The 16,587-nt window shown below is 46.1% G+C and carries 10 protein-coding genes, 1 rRNA gene and 1 pseudogene; 1 reads left to right on the top strand and 11 read right to left on the bottom strand.

Annotated elements, in window-relative coordinates; genetic code table 11:
• Window positions 1-18 precede the first annotated feature (18 nt).
• Window positions 19-1,571: ribosomal RNA gene (locus QF041_RS24020) — 16S ribosomal RNA — on the bottom strand.
• Window positions 1,572-2,170: 599 nt separating this feature from the next.
• Here QF041_RS24020 and QF041_RS24015 point away from each other — a divergent pair.
• Window positions 2,171-3,544, top strand: a complete 1,374-nt coding sequence (locus QF041_RS24015; protein ID WP_307415958.1) for a molybdopterin-dependent oxidoreductase — start codon at window positions 2,171-2,173, stop codon at window positions 3,542-3,544.
• A gap of 128 nt (window positions 3,545-3,672) precedes the next feature.
• On the opposite strand, the gene ligA is transcribed toward QF041_RS24015, so the two are convergent.
• The 10 genes and pseudogenes from ligA to QF041_RS23965 form a co-directional block, all read right to left on the bottom strand.
• On the bottom strand, window positions 3,673-5,694 hold the full coding sequence (gene ligA, locus QF041_RS24010; RefSeq protein ID WP_047840609.1) for an NAD-dependent DNA ligase LigA: 2,022 nt from the start codon (window positions 5,692-5,694) through the stop codon (window positions 3,673-3,675).
• Window positions 5,695-6,113: 419 nt separating this feature from the next.
• Complete coding sequence (gene pcrA / locus QF041_RS24005) at window positions 6,114-8,468, bottom strand: DNA helicase PcrA (RefSeq protein ID WP_307415957.1); 2,355 nt, start codon at window positions 8,466-8,468, stop codon at window positions 6,114-6,116.
• Window positions 8,469-8,904: 436 nt separating this feature from the next.
• Window positions 8,905-9,600, bottom strand: a complete 696-nt coding sequence (gene pcrB / locus QF041_RS24000) for a heptaprenylglyceryl phosphate synthase (RefSeq protein WP_307415956.1) — start codon at window positions 9,598-9,600, stop codon at window positions 8,905-8,907.
• Between the two features lie 114 nt (window positions 9,601-9,714).
• Window positions 9,715-10,590 carry a phosphatidylinositol-specific phospholipase C/glycerophosphodiester phosphodiesterase family protein gene (locus QF041_RS23995; RefSeq protein ID WP_307415955.1) on the bottom strand — a complete coding sequence of 292 codons (876 nt, stop codon included), beginning with the start codon at window positions 10,588-10,590 and terminating at the stop codon, window positions 9,715-9,717.
• A 131-nt stretch (window positions 10,591-10,721) separates the two neighbouring features.
• The gene (locus tag QF041_RS23990; protein ID WP_307415954.1) at window positions 10,722-12,122 is read right to left on the bottom strand and encodes an undecaprenyl-phosphate glucose phosphotransferase; all 1,401 of its coding nucleotides are present in this window, start codon (window positions 12,120-12,122) and stop codon (window positions 10,722-10,724) included.
• A pseudogene (locus tag QF041_RS23985) lies at window positions 12,119-13,052 on the bottom strand (glycosyltransferase family 2 protein). The gene QF041_RS23990 and the pseudogene QF041_RS23985 overlap by 4 nt, the downstream one beginning before the upstream one ends.
• A 291-nt stretch (window positions 13,053-13,343) precedes the next feature.
• Window positions 13,344-14,216: a dTDP-4-dehydrorhamnose reductase gene (gene rfbD / locus QF041_RS23980; protein WP_307415953.1), complete on the bottom strand. Its 873-nt coding sequence runs from the start codon at window positions 14,214-14,216 to the stop codon at window positions 13,344-13,346.
• Window positions 14,213-15,238, bottom strand: a complete 1,026-nt coding sequence (gene rfbB, locus QF041_RS23975) for a dTDP-glucose 4,6-dehydratase (protein WP_307415952.1) — start codon at window positions 15,236-15,238, stop codon at window positions 14,213-14,215. Before rfbB ends, rfbD begins: the two co-directional genes overlap by 4 nt.
• Before the next feature lie 30 nt (window positions 15,239-15,268).
• Window positions 15,269-15,814 carry a dTDP-4-dehydrorhamnose 3,5-epimerase gene (gene rfbC / locus QF041_RS23970; RefSeq protein WP_307417044.1) on the bottom strand — a complete coding sequence of 182 codons (546 nt, stop codon included), beginning with the start codon at window positions 15,812-15,814 and terminating at the stop codon, window positions 15,269-15,271.
• Window positions 15,815-15,832: 18 nt separating this feature from the next.
• Window positions 15,833-16,576: a sugar phosphate nucleotidyltransferase gene (locus QF041_RS23965; RefSeq protein WP_047840616.1), complete on the bottom strand. Its 744-nt coding sequence runs from the start codon at window positions 16,574-16,576 to the stop codon at window positions 15,833-15,835.
• Window positions 16,577-16,587 lie beyond the last annotated feature (11 nt).

Here is a 16,587-nt window from a genome sequence, read left to right as displayed (position 1 = left end):
GGAAACGATTCTCCATAGAAAGGAGGTGATCCAGCCGCACCTTCCGATACGGCTACCTTGTTACGACTTCACCCCAATCATCTATCCCACCTTCGGCGGCTGGCTCCTTGCGGTTACCCCACCGACTTCGGGTGTTATAAACTCTCGTGGTGTGACGGGCGGTGTGTACAAGACCCGGGAACGTATTCACCGCGGCATGCTGATCCGCGATTACTAGCAATTCCGACTTCATGCAGGCGAGTTGCAGCCTGCAATCCGAACTGAGACCGGCTTTGTTGGGATTGGCTCCATCTCGCGATTTCGCAGCCCGTTGTACCGGCCATTGTAGTACGTGTGTAGCCCAGGTCATAAGGGGCATGATGATTTGACGTCATCCCCACCTTCCTCCGGTTTGTCACCGGCAGTCTATCTAGAGTGCCCACCCGAAGTGCTGGCAACTAAATATAAGGGTTGCGCTCGTTGCGGGACTTAACCCAACATCTCACGACACGAGCTGACGACAACCATGCACCACCTGTCTCCTCTGTCCCGAAGGAAAGGTACATCTCTGTACCGGTCAGAGGGATGTCAAGACCTGGTAAGGTTCTTCGCGTTGCTTCGAATTAAACCACATACTCCACTGCTTGTGCGGGTCCCCGTCAATTCCTTTGAGTTTCAGTCTTGCGACCGTACTCCCCAGGCGGAGTGCTTAATGTGTTAACTTCGGCACCAAGGGTATCGAAACCCCTAACACCTAGCACTCATCGTTTACGGCGTGGACTACCAGGGTATCTAATCCTGTTTGCTCCCCACGCTTTCGCGCCTCAGCGTCAGTTACAGCCCAGAGAGTCGCCTTCGCCACTGGTGTTCCTCCACATATCTACGCATTTCACCGCTACACGTGGAATTCCACTCTCCTCTTCTGCACTCAAGTCACCCAGTTTCCAGTGCGATCCGGGGTTGAGCCCCGGGATTAAACACCAGACTTAAATGACCGCCTGCGCGCGCTTTACGCCCAATAATTCCGGACAACGCTTGCCCCCTACGTATTACCGCGGCTGCTGGCACGTAGTTAGCCGGGGCTTTCTTCTCAGGTACCGTCACCTTGAGAGCAGTTACTCTCCCAAGCGTTCTTCCCTGGCAACAGAGCTTTACGATCCGAAAACCTTCATCACTCACGCGGCATTGCTCCGTCAGGCTTTCGCCCATTGCGGAAGATTCCCTACTGCTGCCTCCCGTAGGAGTCTGGGCCGTGTCTCAGTCCCAGTGTGGCCGATCACCCTCTCAGGTCGGCTACGCATCGTCGCCTTGGTGAGCCGTTACCTCACCAACTAGCTAATGCGCCGCAGGCCCATCCCCAAGTGACAGATTGCTCCGTCTTTCCAGTTTCCTTCAGGCGAAGAAAACAACTATTCGGTATTAGCTACCGTTTCCGGTAGTTGTCCCAAACTTGAGGGCAGGTTGCCTACGTGTTACTCACCCGTCCGCCGCTAACCATCAGAGAAGCAAGCTTCTCTTCAAGTCCGCTCGACTTGCATGTATTAGGCATGCCGCCAGCGTTCGTCCTGAGCCAGGATCAAACTCTCCAATAAAGTATTGAAAAGAGCGATAAGCTCATTTTGAATCTGACGATTCATTGTGAATCAAAAGTTACTATCCATTTGTTCAGTTTTCAAGGAACTTGTATGTCCGTTTATGTTGATGTTTGTCAACCGGACAGGAATCTTATCATATCATGTTAACTAACTTACTGTCAACACTTTGTTTTCGTCATCTTTCAAATGATTATGACAATCATTCGTTTGAAGCGACAAGAAACAATATATCACGTAGTGATTTATTTAGCAAGCATTTTTAATCGACCTTTTGATATCATCATATCTTCATCTACGCTGTCTTGTTTCCAACCTGTATTCGACAGATTAGCACATTCTCTGAACCCAAGATGGGATAACAATCCCTGCCCTTCTAATGGTTTGAAGAAAGTGATCCAAAAACTCTATAATAAGGTATATAGATATAGGGATAAGGTTAAGCAGTCAAGTGTACTACTTTCATAAGTAGCCTATGAACAATCGTATAACCATCTCGCATTGCACCTTTACACAGATCACGTACTCCATTCACAGCTAGCTATTACATATCAAAGTTCTGAATAAACTCATTACTAACCTATATGGGGTGATCGCACTTGAAGCAATGGTTAAAGAACAGACGCAAAGGTTACGGCAAAAAGTTGGTTTCCATCCATGCTTGGAATGCCTGGATTGTTGTGATCCTTGCTATTTCAGGTCTTATGCTGGTAGGCGGCTTTTGGCGCGAGATACTCGGAATTGGACGTGTCTGGTTAAAATGGCTACATATCATCGTTGGGCTAGCTATGCTGGCACCCGTAGTATATTACTTGATTTTGGCCGGAAAGCACTGGAAACAGCTTCGAAATAGACCTTGGCAAAGGGTAAACACTATCTTTGTTCTTGCTCTGCTGGTAGGCTGGCTACTCTCGGGTATTGTATTATGGCAGTTTAAGCTAGCTGGACCTCGATGGTCGAATGCTGCACTTTTGATCCATGACCTGCTGACTTGGGTGGGCTTACCTTATATTATCTATCACTCCATCACTCGGACCAAATGGTTAAAGGATCCTGCACGTCGTGCAGTTAAAACCACTACAACTTCAACACGAACTCAAAATACAGCTGATCCATCTGATTCAATATCGGATGAAAAAGAAACTCCGGCTGCTATATCTTCTTCCCAGTTTGATCGCAGTTCCGAGAGAGATCTCCTCAAATCAGAGGAGCGACCTCAACCTTTGTATACACGACGAGCTTTCATCCGTTCTGCTGTGGGGGTTGGTCTCGCCCTGACTCTTGGTCCTACTTTTATATCCTGGGTAGGACGAAATCTCAAGATCGATAACAGTATTGATAGCATGCTGGAGAACGATCCTAACCGTATGGTTCCTCTGCCACAACCGCTGTCTGCCTCTTCACCTCCCATTGGAGGCGGGGCTGAAGGTCATTTCCGCGTATATACGGTTACGCCCATACCGTCCTTCTCCAATGCTAACTGGTCTTTCCGAATCGATGGACTGGTTGAACGGGCACAGGTTTGGAATTGGGAACAATTCGTGAAGCTGGCGCGTACCGTACAGGTTAGTGATTTCCACTGTGTAACGGGCTGGTCTGTATATAAAAATACCTGGGAAGGCATTTCTCTTGCACAGCTTTTGAAACAAGCCGGGGTTAAACCGGAAGCTCACAGTGTGAAATTTTATTCCGGTGATGGTGTGTATACGGATGCCATTACGATGGATCAAGCGCAAATGGATGATATTATGGTCGCTGTCATGCATGATGGCAAACCTATCCCTGCTGATCTTGGCGGTCCGGTACGGCTCGTTATTCCTCAGATGTATGCCTATAAATCGGTAAAATGGTTGAATCGCATTGAACTCATCGACAGCGAACATATCGGTTACTGGGAAGAACGAGGATATGATAAGGATGCATGGCTTACAGGCGCATCTCAGCGCATTCCTAACAATTTAAGTGGATCATGATCATTTAAGATAAGATTGGTGAGCGTTCATTCGTTGTAAAAGTAATTCAATAAATAGCAAAAGCCCCCGATCACATATTCGTGTCTTCGGGGGCTTTTTTTATATGAACTCTTTTGTTCATTTATCCTCTAACCCTGTGGGTTCAAAAGACGCACAAGTTCGTCCTCATCCTCAATCGTTGGAATGCCGAGATCATGAGCTTTGGTTAGTTTACTACCTGCCTTCTCTCCGGCAATAACCAAATCTGTCTTTTTCGACACACTGCCAGTCACCTTCGCTCCGAGCGCTTCCAGTCTTTGTGTTGCCTCTTCCCGCGTCAATTGATGCAGCGTTCCGGTCAAGACAACCGTTTTACCACTGAAGAAGGAATCTTCCACAACAGCAACGGCTGGTGCCTCAGGTGCCTGAGCTTTCACTCCCAAGTTGAGCATTTTCTCAATTGCAGCCTGTGTAAACGGATCTGCAAAAAAGTTTACGATGCTCTCTGCCACAATACCACCGACGTCGGGTAGTTCAACCAGTTCTTCCACGGTTGCATTCATAATGGCGTGCAGATCTCGATAATGATCAGCGAGCATGCGCGTGGTGGACTTACCTGTGTTCGGAATACCCAGTGAGTATAAGAAGGAAGCCAAGTCTCTATCTTTACTAAGCTCAAGCGCAGCGATAAGGTTGTTCGCTTTCTTTTCCCCAAACCGCTCCAGCTTCACCAAATCATCAAACTGTAACGTATACAGGTCGGCAGGCTCACGTACGTTCAATTCATCATACAACTGAATCGCTGTTTTCTCACTGAACGTCTCGATGTCCATGGCATCACGAGAAGCAAAATGGGAAATACGTGCCACCGTTTGTGGTTTACACGCAAGTCTATTGTTACAGAACAGATGCGCTCCGCGTTGCTCCAGTGGGAATCCACATGCTGGACACTGCTCAGGGAAGACGATCTCCTCGCCATCACTCTCCTCCGTCACTTTGCCCAGAATCTCAGGAATGACGTCGTTGGAGCGACGGATAAAGACCCGTGTACCCAGAGCAAACTTCAGATTTTTGCGCTCAATATCGCCGACATTGTTCAGAGTACAGTTCTGTACCGTTACCCCGGCAAGTTCAACCGGTTCTACGCGTGCCAGCGGAGTTACTTTGCCAGTACGGCCCACATTCCATACCACAGCGTTAAGAACCGTTGTGGTCTCTTCAGCCTCGAATTTATATGCCACCGCCCAGCGAGGGAACTTATCGGTATAACCCAACACTTCGCGGGTGCGCATGTCCGTAATTTTGATAACAGCTCCATCGATCAGATAGTCTAGCTGCCCTCGGTTCTCCTGAATCGCGGCCAGTTGTTCCATCACATCATCAAACTCATGGAAATAAGTAATCGATGGATTAACTTTGAAGCGGTTCTCACGCAGGAAATCCATCATTTGCTGATGATTGGCAAACTGAATGTCATCCGAATAACCTACATTATAAAAATAAGCATTCAACCGACGCTCAGCCGTCGCCTTCGGATTCAGGTTGCGGAGCGCTCCTGCTGCTGCATTACGCGCATTCTTGAGTGGCTCTGCCGCTGTCTCATTGTATCGGTCCAAGACAGACAGATTCATGATGCCTTCACCCTGTACTTCAATCGTACCGCTTGTGTAAGGAATTTTGAGCGGAACGGATCGGATCGTTCTTACCTGTGCCAAAATACCTTCACCTACGGTACCGTTCCCTCGTGTAGAGGCTTGCACCAACTCACCGTTGGTGTATGTCAGGTTCAGCGTCAATCCGTCAAACTTCAACTCAATGACATAACCTGGTTCCGGTAAAGGCGTATCGGGATTTTTACTGTTATAGTCATTAATCAGTTTTAGTACACGGGTATTCCAGCTCCGCAGCTGCTCAATATTCTGTGCTTTGTCCAGACTCCATAAGGAGGATAAGTGGCGATGCGGGGTAAACCCCTTGAGCAGTTCGCCACCCACACGCTGTGTTGGAGAATCAGGCAGAACCATGCCGCTTTCCTGTTCCAGCGTAACCAGTTCATCGTACAGAAGATCATACTCCTTATCGCTGATTTGTGGCTGATCCATCGTGTAGTACTGATAATTATGCTGGTTCAGCTCGGTAACGAGTTGCTCCATCCGGTGCATCGGGTCCATACAGGGCCATCCCTCCGTTAATTTGATCATATATGTAGAACGAACACCCTATTGCAAATTGAACTCGGAGAACAGAATAACTTTCCATCGTTGGTATCACTACATAATTTCAATGAATGAATATCCACACTAACACTCCGATAACAGAATAACTTTCCGATCGCTGTTATCCCCAGATTTCTTTTAATTTATTTTAAAAGGTAGAAATCCGGGGATAAAGGCGAACGCTTTGCTTCTTCAAGTTATTTCTGTTCTCTCCGTTACCGTGCCGATATTACATTGAAATTATATAGATTTCTAGTCATATCAATCAAGGTTAGAAATCCCGTGACAAAAACGAGGAAGATGCTTAAGAAGCGGTTTTCCTTAGGAAAGTTATTTCTTTTCTCTCCGTTATCGTGCAAAAGGAAGTTTCGTTCTTATTCCACTTTCGTAATAGGGGCAAAACCGGCAAGCAGACGTTTCACGCCAACCGGAGCCGGGAAGGCAATCTGCAGTTCGGTATCATTACCTGTACCTTTGACCGCAACAATGGTGCCTGTCCCCCATTTGCCATGCTGCACTTTATCTCCTGCCTTGAATCCTGCTTCACCATTAGAAGCCACCGGCTTGGAAGCAGATGATGGCGTAGAGTATGTTGGGCGGGAGGTACTCGTGGTCACACGAGAAGTTGGCGTGGATGAGGTAGCAGATGAACCACTCTTGCTTTGGTGATCAAACAGCTTGGTGCCACCACCGAAGTTACTTCCTCCACTGGAACCTAATCCACGTCCACCATATGAACCGCCTCCGCTACTGCCACGACGGTAACGATCACGAGCCATCGAGGTGTCTTCCTTCAGCTCATCCGGAATTTCGTCCAGGAAGCGGGAAGGTGGATTCGCTGTGGTACGTCCAAATAAGGTACGCATCTGGGCACACGACAGGAAAAGTTGCTCTTCTGCACGAGTGATCCCTACATAAGCAAGTCGGCGTTCTTCTTCCAACTCTTCATTGTCCATAAAAGCACGGCTATGCGGGAAGACCCCTTCCTCCATACCCACGATAAAGACAACCGGGAACTCCAGACCTTTGGCGCTGTGCATGGTCATCAGGGTAACAGCGTCGCTCTGATCCTCTTCATCATCGTTCATGCTGTCGATGTCAGCAATCAATGCAAGATCGGTGAGGAACGACACGAGCGTTTTGTCTTCATTATTTTTCTCAAATTCCATCGTTACCGACAGGAACTCTTCAATATTCTCCAGCCGTGCACGAGATTCGAGCGTGTTTTCATTTTGCATCTCAAGACGGTATTGGCTCATCTCAAGAATCTTCTCGGTCAGTTCAGTTACAGATAGATACTCTACCATCTGATGCAATGCAGCGATCATGTCATAGAACTCCACCAGCGCATTCCGCGTACGACCAGCAAAACCAAGATCATCCACAACCTGAAGTACTCGGAAAATGGAAATACCACGCTCTCCTGCCGCAGCCGCCAGCTTCGCTACTGTTGTATCACCGATGCTACGTTTCGGTACATTAATGATCCGAGTGAGACTGATATCATCGTCCGGGTTAGATAACAGGCGCAGATACGCCAGAATGTCCTTGATCTCTTTACGATCATAGAACTTGATGCCGCCGACAATCTGATACGGAATATCAGACTTGATCAGAATTTCCTCTATAACCCGGGACTGTGCGTTGGTACGGTACAAAATGGCATGGTTCTGATAGGATTTGCCGTTCTTCACATTTTTACTAATCTCGGAGGTAACAAAATACCCCTCATCATGTTCGGAATCTGCACGGTACACCTTGATCTTCGAACCACCCTCTTTGTCCGTCCACAGTTTCTTCGGTTTACGCCCTGTATTCAGGCCGATCACTTCATTCGCTGCATTCAGGATATTGGAAGTTGAACGATAGTTCTGCTCCAGCAAAATCGTACTTGCTTCAGGGTAATCTTTCTCGAAGTTCAGAATATTGCTGATATCCGCCCCACGCCAGCGATAGATTGATTGGTCACTATCCCCTACAACGCAGATGTGGTGATGACTGTCAGCGAGCATACGGCACAGCATATACTGTGCACGGTTCGTATCCTGATACTCGTCCACGTGAATGTACTGGAATTTCTTTTGATAAAAGTCGAGGACTTCCGGCACTTCCTTGAACAGTTGAATGGTCTGCATAATGAGATCGTCGAAATCAAGTGAGTTGTTGGCTCTTAACCGTTTCTGGTACATCTTATATATCTTCGCTACAATACCCTCGAAATAATCTCCTGCCTGCTTCTCATATTGCTCCGGACTGATCAGTTCATTCTTCGCCGTGCTCATCATCGATTGAACTGCTTTGGGCTCGAATTTCTTGGTATCAATATTCTGATCTTTCATACAGCTACGAATAACAGATAGTTGGTCGGAGGAGTCCAAAATGCTGAAGTTGGAGGTAAAGCCAATACGTTCAATATCACGGCGCAAAATACGCACGCACATGGAGTGGAACGTGGATACCCAGATGTCGCGGCCTTGGGAGCCACCAACTAGTTGGGATACACGGTCTTGCATCTCACGGGCGGCTTTGTTCGTAAATGTAATCGCTAAAATGCCCCACGGGGGCGCCTTCCGTGTTGCAATGAGGTAGGCAATCCGGTGTGTCAGCACCCGGGTCTTGCCCGAGCCCGCTCCGGCCATAATCAGCAGCGGGCCATCCGTCGCCTCGACGGCTTGCCGTTGAGGGGTGTTAAGTCGTGCAACGGCATCATGTATATTTACAGGTTGCATGCATGCATGCTCCTTTCGTTGGTTGGTCGGTATAACTGAGCTATCGGTTACACTTGGACTTCGATTGCAGCAGCATCTTCCGATCGTCGTTATCCCCAGATTTTTTGATTCCCTTTATCAAAGGGAAAATCCGGTGATAAATACGAACACTGCGTTTCTTCAGATTGCTTCTGCACTCTCCGTTTCTGTGTAAACATAGTCCGTGTATACGAATTTCTTAGTAAAAAAAGAACAATATCGGGTAATAGAAATATGCTTAGGATTTAGCTTTCTTACAGAAAGCTTTTAACGAGCATTTCGTTTCTCCAGCTCACTTCTTTCCTCTTCGTTCTCGTGTAAACGACATTACGCTCATATAACTTCTTTAATTAGTAAGGGCAAAGTTCTATTTTAACAGATCATAAGGGGAAAATGGGGGAATGGTAAACTAAACCGATTAAATGGTTCCTTTTACAGCCAACACTGTCTCAAGTGCCTTATTCAAATCGCTGTACACAATGTTACCTACCACGATGGTGTCTGCCACCTGGGCAGCTTGCGTGGCTTTCTCCGGATCATCAATTCCGCCGCCGTAGATGAGGTGTGCCCGCTCCAATTTTCTGTGTGTCTCACCAACAAGCTCCATATCTCCGAACGTTCCGCTGTACTCCATATATACAATGGGAAGATTGAGCAAACGCTCCGCAGCCTGGGCATATGCCACCGCAGCTCCTATCGTCAGATCCGTATCTGCACCAGTCAACCGCGCTACCGTAGAGTTTGCATTAAGCACAATATAACCCTCGGCAATCAGCAGATCCCAAGGGATAAGATAACCGTAACGCTCTATGGCTTGCTGGTGGTGCCCAATCATCCATTTGCTGTCCGTTGCATTCAGGACCATAGGGATCAGATATCCATCAAAGCCGGGAACAACAGCCTCCAAGTCAGATACTTCAAGCACACAGGGCAACTCATAACGACGCACACGGGACATCAGGTCTACCGTGTTATCATAAGTAATTCCCGAAGAGCCACCGACGATAATTGCATCGGTCCCCGACATGCAGACCAAATCGAGTTCTTCGTCCGTAATCTCCCGGTCCGGGTCAAGCTTAAATACATGTCTCCACTGCTTAATCATGTCTATCAACGAACATTCCTCCAGAGGTTCTTCTGCATCCTAGAAAGCTTGTAAACTAAGTCTAAGTCAGCAGACAGTGAGTGTCAATGTTCGTATAAAAAGGGGAACAGAAAAACATGAATTTTACGGTTTCCAGGCAAAACGTGTATTCATCTCATCCAACTCCTGCTCCGTTAGCACGTCCGAGTACACTCCGTACACGCCCCATTTCTCATAGTTAGCCACCTGTTCAGTGTCATTGATGGTATGCACGTAGGTGACTGAGCCTGCACTATTCAGCTTGGCGACGAAATTCTGGTTTACTTTATATTCCGGCATAGTCACGGCATCAATATCATTTTTTTGCACAAAATCAACAACCTGATCTTCTGTATCCTGTGTGGCATATAACGTATAGATAATGGAAGGGAATGCATAGACTTCTTTCACCGTTTCAAGCATGGGTTCGTTATAGATCTGTACAACCACCCGATCCAGCACGGATGGATCATGTTCTTTGGCGGCATCCACGAGGGATCTTAACACCTGCTGAATATCCTCATCCTTCTGTTCCTTGGTGTCGGTTACGATATACATATCCGGGTACTCAGCCAGTACATCTATAATGCCATCGGCATCCATGGGTTGATACATGCCCAAGATTGGCGTATCCATGAATTCATCATGTGTCAACGCCCCGGCCTGTTTATCCTCCGGAAGCTCTTCGTCTTGTCCTAGCATTTTGCTCATATTAGCGGTCCATTCATGTCTGGCTACGGCTTTGCGATCCGAAGTCAACATAAAGTCGATCTCAAATACACGTGTGCCTTTCTCGTAATTGGCAATCATCGCTTCATAGGCATTGGTATATGGTTGATCACGAATGCTCCCCATCGCATGGGCGATTAATCTATAAGCGGTAAATCCGTCCCGTTGTTCCTCACTCTCGCTTTCATAGGCGAAAAAGAGTGTGCCCACGGTGACGATCAGTAGTATTAACACGGCGGCAATGCGTTTCATATAGCATTCACATCCTCATTACCTTTTTGATAGCTAACTACCCGAATTGAGGAGGTGCAAAACAAAATAGCCGCCCGGAGGCGGCTGTTAAATGGTGGGATGAAATTGTAAATCAATACCGTCAAGTAATCCTAATATGCATTCTTGAGACCATTTCGAATGGTTTCCCATATGATTTTGATATCGAATAATAAAGACCAGTTTTCAATATAAAAGATATCTTGTTCAATTCGATCCTCAATCGAGGTATCTCCTCGTAATCCCTTGCTCTGTGCCAATCCTGTTATTCCCGGCCGAACGTGGTGTTTGATCATATATTTCGGTATTTCGTCTCGGAATTGATTCACATAGTAAGGACGTTCTGGCCTAGGGCCAACTACACTCATATGACCAAGCAAAACGTTAAAAAATTGAGGTAACTCATCTAGACTTGTGCGTCTTATAAAAGTGCCAAAAGCCGTTCGTCGCGGATCATTCTTGGTAGACCACCCTGTGTCCATTGTGCCCTCAGGAATGACTTTCATCGAGCGGAATTTGAACATCATGAAGTTGCGTCGGTTAAGTCCTACTCGCTCTTGTTTGAAGATGACGGGCCCAGAAGAAGTAAGTCGTACTCCTACCGCGACAACGAGCATTACCGGAGAAGTTAAGATGATCGCAGTAAGAGAGAAAAGAATATCGAAAGTTCTCTTCATCAATCGGTTCACCGCAATATCCAGTGGAATGTCGCGAACGTTAATCATGGGCATACCCGCAAAGTTATCGAAATGCGGCCGTGCTGGCAAGTAATCAAAGAAATCAGGAATGATTAGTGTCCGAACTCCTGCCTTCTCACACACATTGATAATATGCGAATACTTGTCGTGAGCATCCAGAGGTAATGCCAGAATGACTTCATCAACAAGATGCGTAGACAAGAACTCTTCCAGTTCGTCGATTCGTCCAAGGATAGGTTTGTATCTTTTCTGTTCACTCTCATCCCAGTGACGATAATCATCCATAAATCCAGTCACTTCATATCCAAGTTCAGGATAATTTCTAAGGTTGTCATAGAAACGCTTGCCCAGTGATCCAGCACCAAGGATGAGCACAAACTGACGGTTGAAGCCTTTTTTGCGCAAGCGTTTCAGTTGCACTTTCACTATATAACGATAAAACAGTGTGAAAGATACATTGCCAATCATATACATGGCGAGATATGCACGTGAGATATTTACTTCCTTGAAAAAAAACATCAGGCTCAGCAGCATGAAGAAGGCTATGCCATGAGATTGGAGGATTCTCCAAAGTTCGTCTACAAATCGTTTTTTTCGCTTGGCTATATAAAGAGAGGACATCAGTCCTGTAATGATAGCAAGAGCTGCGTAAACCAAGCTCCACATCATATATTTCTCTATAGGTAGTGGATTTTGGTTCGTTAACAGGTCACTCTCAAATTTCAGCCACCAAGCCAGCAAAAATGAAAGCTGAATCACGCCAAAATCAGCCGCAATATACAATTGGGTTAGAAATCGTTGATTACGCCGAATCATGGGTTCACCTCGGAAGATGCTTCATTCTCCGCTCTCAGGCGGGTTTCAGTCCGCACTTGACGGGAAGGAATAGACAACTTGCTGCGTAATAAAGATAACGTAAACTTGAGTGAAATCCCCATCCACACAGCTGTATTCGTGAGTAGATTGTAATTCTTCGCGTAGTGTTTGCGGTGGAACACCCACATCGCTCTATGAAACTCATACGTTATTTTCAAAGGTTTGCGACGGGCACTGCCGCCCTTGTAGTGCACAATATATGTACGTGGATAATAAAAAAATGCCCCATCCCGCTTCTTTGATGCGATAACACCAGTCAATATCTTCTCCATACATAAAGAATGTTTCATCCAACCCGCCAACCTGCTCAATCGTCTCACGCCGCACTAGCATGAATGCACCGACAAGACAGTCCACTGGATATTCATCATCCGGGCTCAAATGTCCCAGTTGATATTGATTAAACTTCGGCCGATCAGGGAAAAGACGAGAAATACCGAATGCATAATAAAATGAAGCCGATGGTGTAGGAAATCCACGCTTACAAGCCTTATCCAAGGAGCCATCAGGCAGGATGACTTTACAGCCTGAAGCCCCCATCTCGGGGTAGCGGTCCATGAATCCGACCATAATTTGCAGCGTATCCGGCTGAATAACGGTGTCAGAATTGAGTAACAGGATATAGCGTCCTTTCGCTACTCTCATGCCTTGGTTGTTGGCAACGGCGAAGCCTGTGTTGTCTTCGTTAGCTATAAGATTCACTTGAGGATACGCCTCTCGGATCGCTTGCACAGAATCATCCTGCGAGGCATTGTCCACAACGATAATCTCGTGACTGTATGAGGTATTGGAGGCATAGATAGAGTCCAGACAGTCCAGCGTCAGCTGTCGGGTGTTGTAGTTGACGATGATGATGCTAGTGTCGACCATTTGAGATGCCTCTGTTAATTGTAAACCGACCGAATGGGCGGATTCTGATACTTGGGTCATTTGTAAAACTCCTGACTTGTGGTGCTTTATATAAAAACTAGATCATGTTCTCATACGAAATACATGGTAAAAGCAAGCTTCAAGAAACTATTTATTCTTAAGATAGACGATATCTATCCAACGAGAGTATATCATATTTCGGGGGAGGTAGCAGTTGAAAGGTTTTATAGATATTTTCTATACCATGAAAAATCTCCCGCTCATACATTAATGGGCGGGAGATTAGAGTGCTTAATTTTGTACTTCGGGTATTTTTCCCAAAAAATCGCGCAGTCCTTCACGCCAAGGCCTAAGATCATTAAAACCATTGGTACGAATTGATAGATGATCCAATACCGAGTTTTGTGGGCGCGGGGCAGGACGAGGAAATTGATCTGTAGCACAAGGATCAACCTCAGCTTGAATATGGAAACCAGGTAATAATTGAGCCTCTTCAAAGATCGCTCGAGTGAATTCATACCAAGTACATGCCCCACTGTTGGAAGCGTGGTAGACGCCGTATTTTTCAGTACTCATTAAATCATGCAAGAAGCAGGCCAAATCAACCGTATACGTGGGTGATCCCTTCTGGTCGTGTACAACTTGAAGCTTTGGCTTCTCCTGACCAAGTTTCAACATAGTTTTTACAAAATTATTACCATAAACGCCATACACCCACGAAGTGCGGACAATAAACCATCGGGAAGATAAAGATTGCACCAACAACTCTCCCGCACGCTTGGACTTACCGTAGACGCTCTGGGGGTTCGTGTTATCATATTCTTGGTAAGGGATATCGGAGGTACCGTCGAATACATAATCCGTACTAATATAAATGAGCTTTGCTCCAATACACTCAGCAGCTACCGCAATATTTCGGGTTCCTGTGGCGTTGACTAGGTAAGCTCCATCCACATCCGTCTCAGCGGCATCCACCGCGGTATAAGCCGCACAATGAATGGCCACCTCTGGACGATAAGTTGATATAACATCGTTGCATTGAAGCTGATCTGTAATGTCCAATTGTTCACGATCACAAGCCATGACGTCATGCCCCTCTTTCTCCAAAAGAAGCACCATATCCCGTCCCAATTGTCCGTTAGCTCCAGTCACAAGCACCTTCATCCCTTGGTGTCTCCCAAACGAGAACCGTATTGCTTCGCATAGTAATCCTGATACGCACCAGATTGAATACGCGTCCACCATTCCTTGTTATCTAGATACCACTGGATGGTTTCTTTAATTCCTGTCTCAAAGATATATTTGGGCTTCCAGCCGAGTTCAGTCATCGTTTTGGTCGGGTCAATACCATATCTACGATCATGTCCAAGACGGTCCTGTACGTATTGGATCAGAGATTCGGGTTTACCGAGCTGCTCCAGGATCGTTTCGACAATGTGTACATTGGTTCTCTCGTTATTGCCACCAATATTGTAGACCTCACCATTGCGTCCCTTGTGGATGACCAGATCAATCGCACTGCAATGATCCTCTACATATAGCCAATCTCGAATGTTCAGCCCGTCTCCATATATAGGCAGAGCTTCATCATTCAACGCACGCGAGATCATGAGTGGAATGAGTTTTTCCGGGAACTGGAAAGGTCCGTAATTGTTAGAACAGCGTGTAATATTCACAGGAAGACCAAAGGTTTCGTGATAAGCGCGTACCAATAAATCTCCTCCAGCCTTGGAGGCAGAGTACGGGCTATTCGGCTGAAGTGGCGTCTCTTCCGTAAACAATCCCGTAGGCCCGAGAGAGCCGTACACCTCATCTGTTGAAACTTGAACAAACTTAGTAATATTGTGCTTTTTGGCAGCATCCAGTAATACCTGAGTACCGTTGACGTTCGTTCTTACAAACACATCCGGTTCCAGAATACTGCGATCCACATGAGACTCAGCTGCAAAGTTAACAACCACATCCACGCCCTGACCGATCAGGCGGTCCATCTCCTTGGCGTCAGTGATATCTGCTTTAACAAAGGTATGTCGCTTGTTGGCTTCAAGTGACTTTAAGTTCTCCAGATTTCCAGCATATGTGAGTGCATCCACGTTGATAATCTCATAGTCGGGATACTGCTCAAGCATATACATGACAAAGTTACTTCCGATAAATCCGGCACCGCCGGTAACAAGCAGTTTCATATGGTTGAAACCTCCTAATTACTTCACTATCTAAAAATTCATCTCTGCGTCCTTAAACAGAGGATGCTGTTTGTCTTTCTCTGATAAAATTGGATTAAATGTAGGCCAGTCTATACCCAGTGTTGGATCATCCCATAATATTCCACGATCATTTTCAGGGGAATAGTATTCGTCCACTTTATAAAATACTTGGGTATTCGGTACCAACGTACAAAAACCATGAGCAAACCCTTTGGGAACCAGCAATTGTCGGTGGTTATATTCGCTAAGAATGAATGCCTCCCATTGGCCGTATGTCGGAGATCCTGTACGTATATCCAAGATAACATCGTAGATCGCTCCAGCAATAACACGAACCAGCTTGGTTTGGGCTTTTGGATTGATTTGATAATGCAGGCCACGAAGCACACCTGGCTGTGTAGAAAGAGACTGATTATCTTGAATAAAATGATGGCTTAGTCCCTTCTGCCTCATGATTTGTTCATTATAACTCTCCATAAAGAAACCACGATTGTCTCCATGAACGACTGGTTCAAGCAACATTGCGCCTTGCAACTTGGAGGAAGTCACTTTCATCATTGAACTCCCCTTTTATTATAATTTTAACTTTCCAAACTCTTCTCCGAACACAATCTTTTGGGAAAGCTCATTAGCTCGTGCAAGAGAGGCATGCGTACCGGCATCGGTCCACCAACCTTGCAAGATATCAAAGCTTAGCTCTCCTTTTTGAATATATGCGTTGTTTACATCGGTTATTTCAAGCTCCCCACGTCCAGAGGGTTTCAGTGTCTTGATGATGTCGAAGACCTGGCTATCAAACATGTATATTCCAGTAACTGCATAGTTGCTTTTAGGCAACTGCGGTTTTTCTTCAATGGATACTATGCGTGTTCCTTCAATTTCAGGTACTCCAAAACGTTGCGGATCCGAAACCTCTTGAATCAAAATTTTGGCTCCAGTTCCCTGTACCCTAAAATTATCTACATAAGTAACGATATCATCCGAAAACACATTATCTCCTAATATGACGGTCATTTGATCATTTCCTACAAAATGCTTAGCGAGATCCAGAGCTTGAGCGATACCTCCAGCCTCATCTTGAACTTTGTATGTGAAAGTGACCCCCATATCGTTACCACTACCAAGCAGATTGACAACATCCCCCATATGGTCTTTACCTGTAACAATCAGAATATCCACAATACCGGCTTGTTTTAGTTTATATACGGAATGAAAAATCATAGGATACTTCCCCACAGGAAGAAGGTGTTTATTAGTAACTTTGGTCAAGGGATACAAGCGTGAGCCTGTCCCACCTGCTAGAATTATTCCTTTCATGAACAGAGCCT

This window comes from Paenibacillus sp. W2I17 (genome assembly GCF_030815985.1).
Classification (GTDB): domain Bacteria; phylum Bacillota; class Bacilli; order Paenibacillales; family Paenibacillaceae; genus Paenibacillus.
The sequence above is the reverse complement of the archived record's forward strand: the minus strand, read 5'-3'. Positions and strand labels throughout refer to the sequence as shown.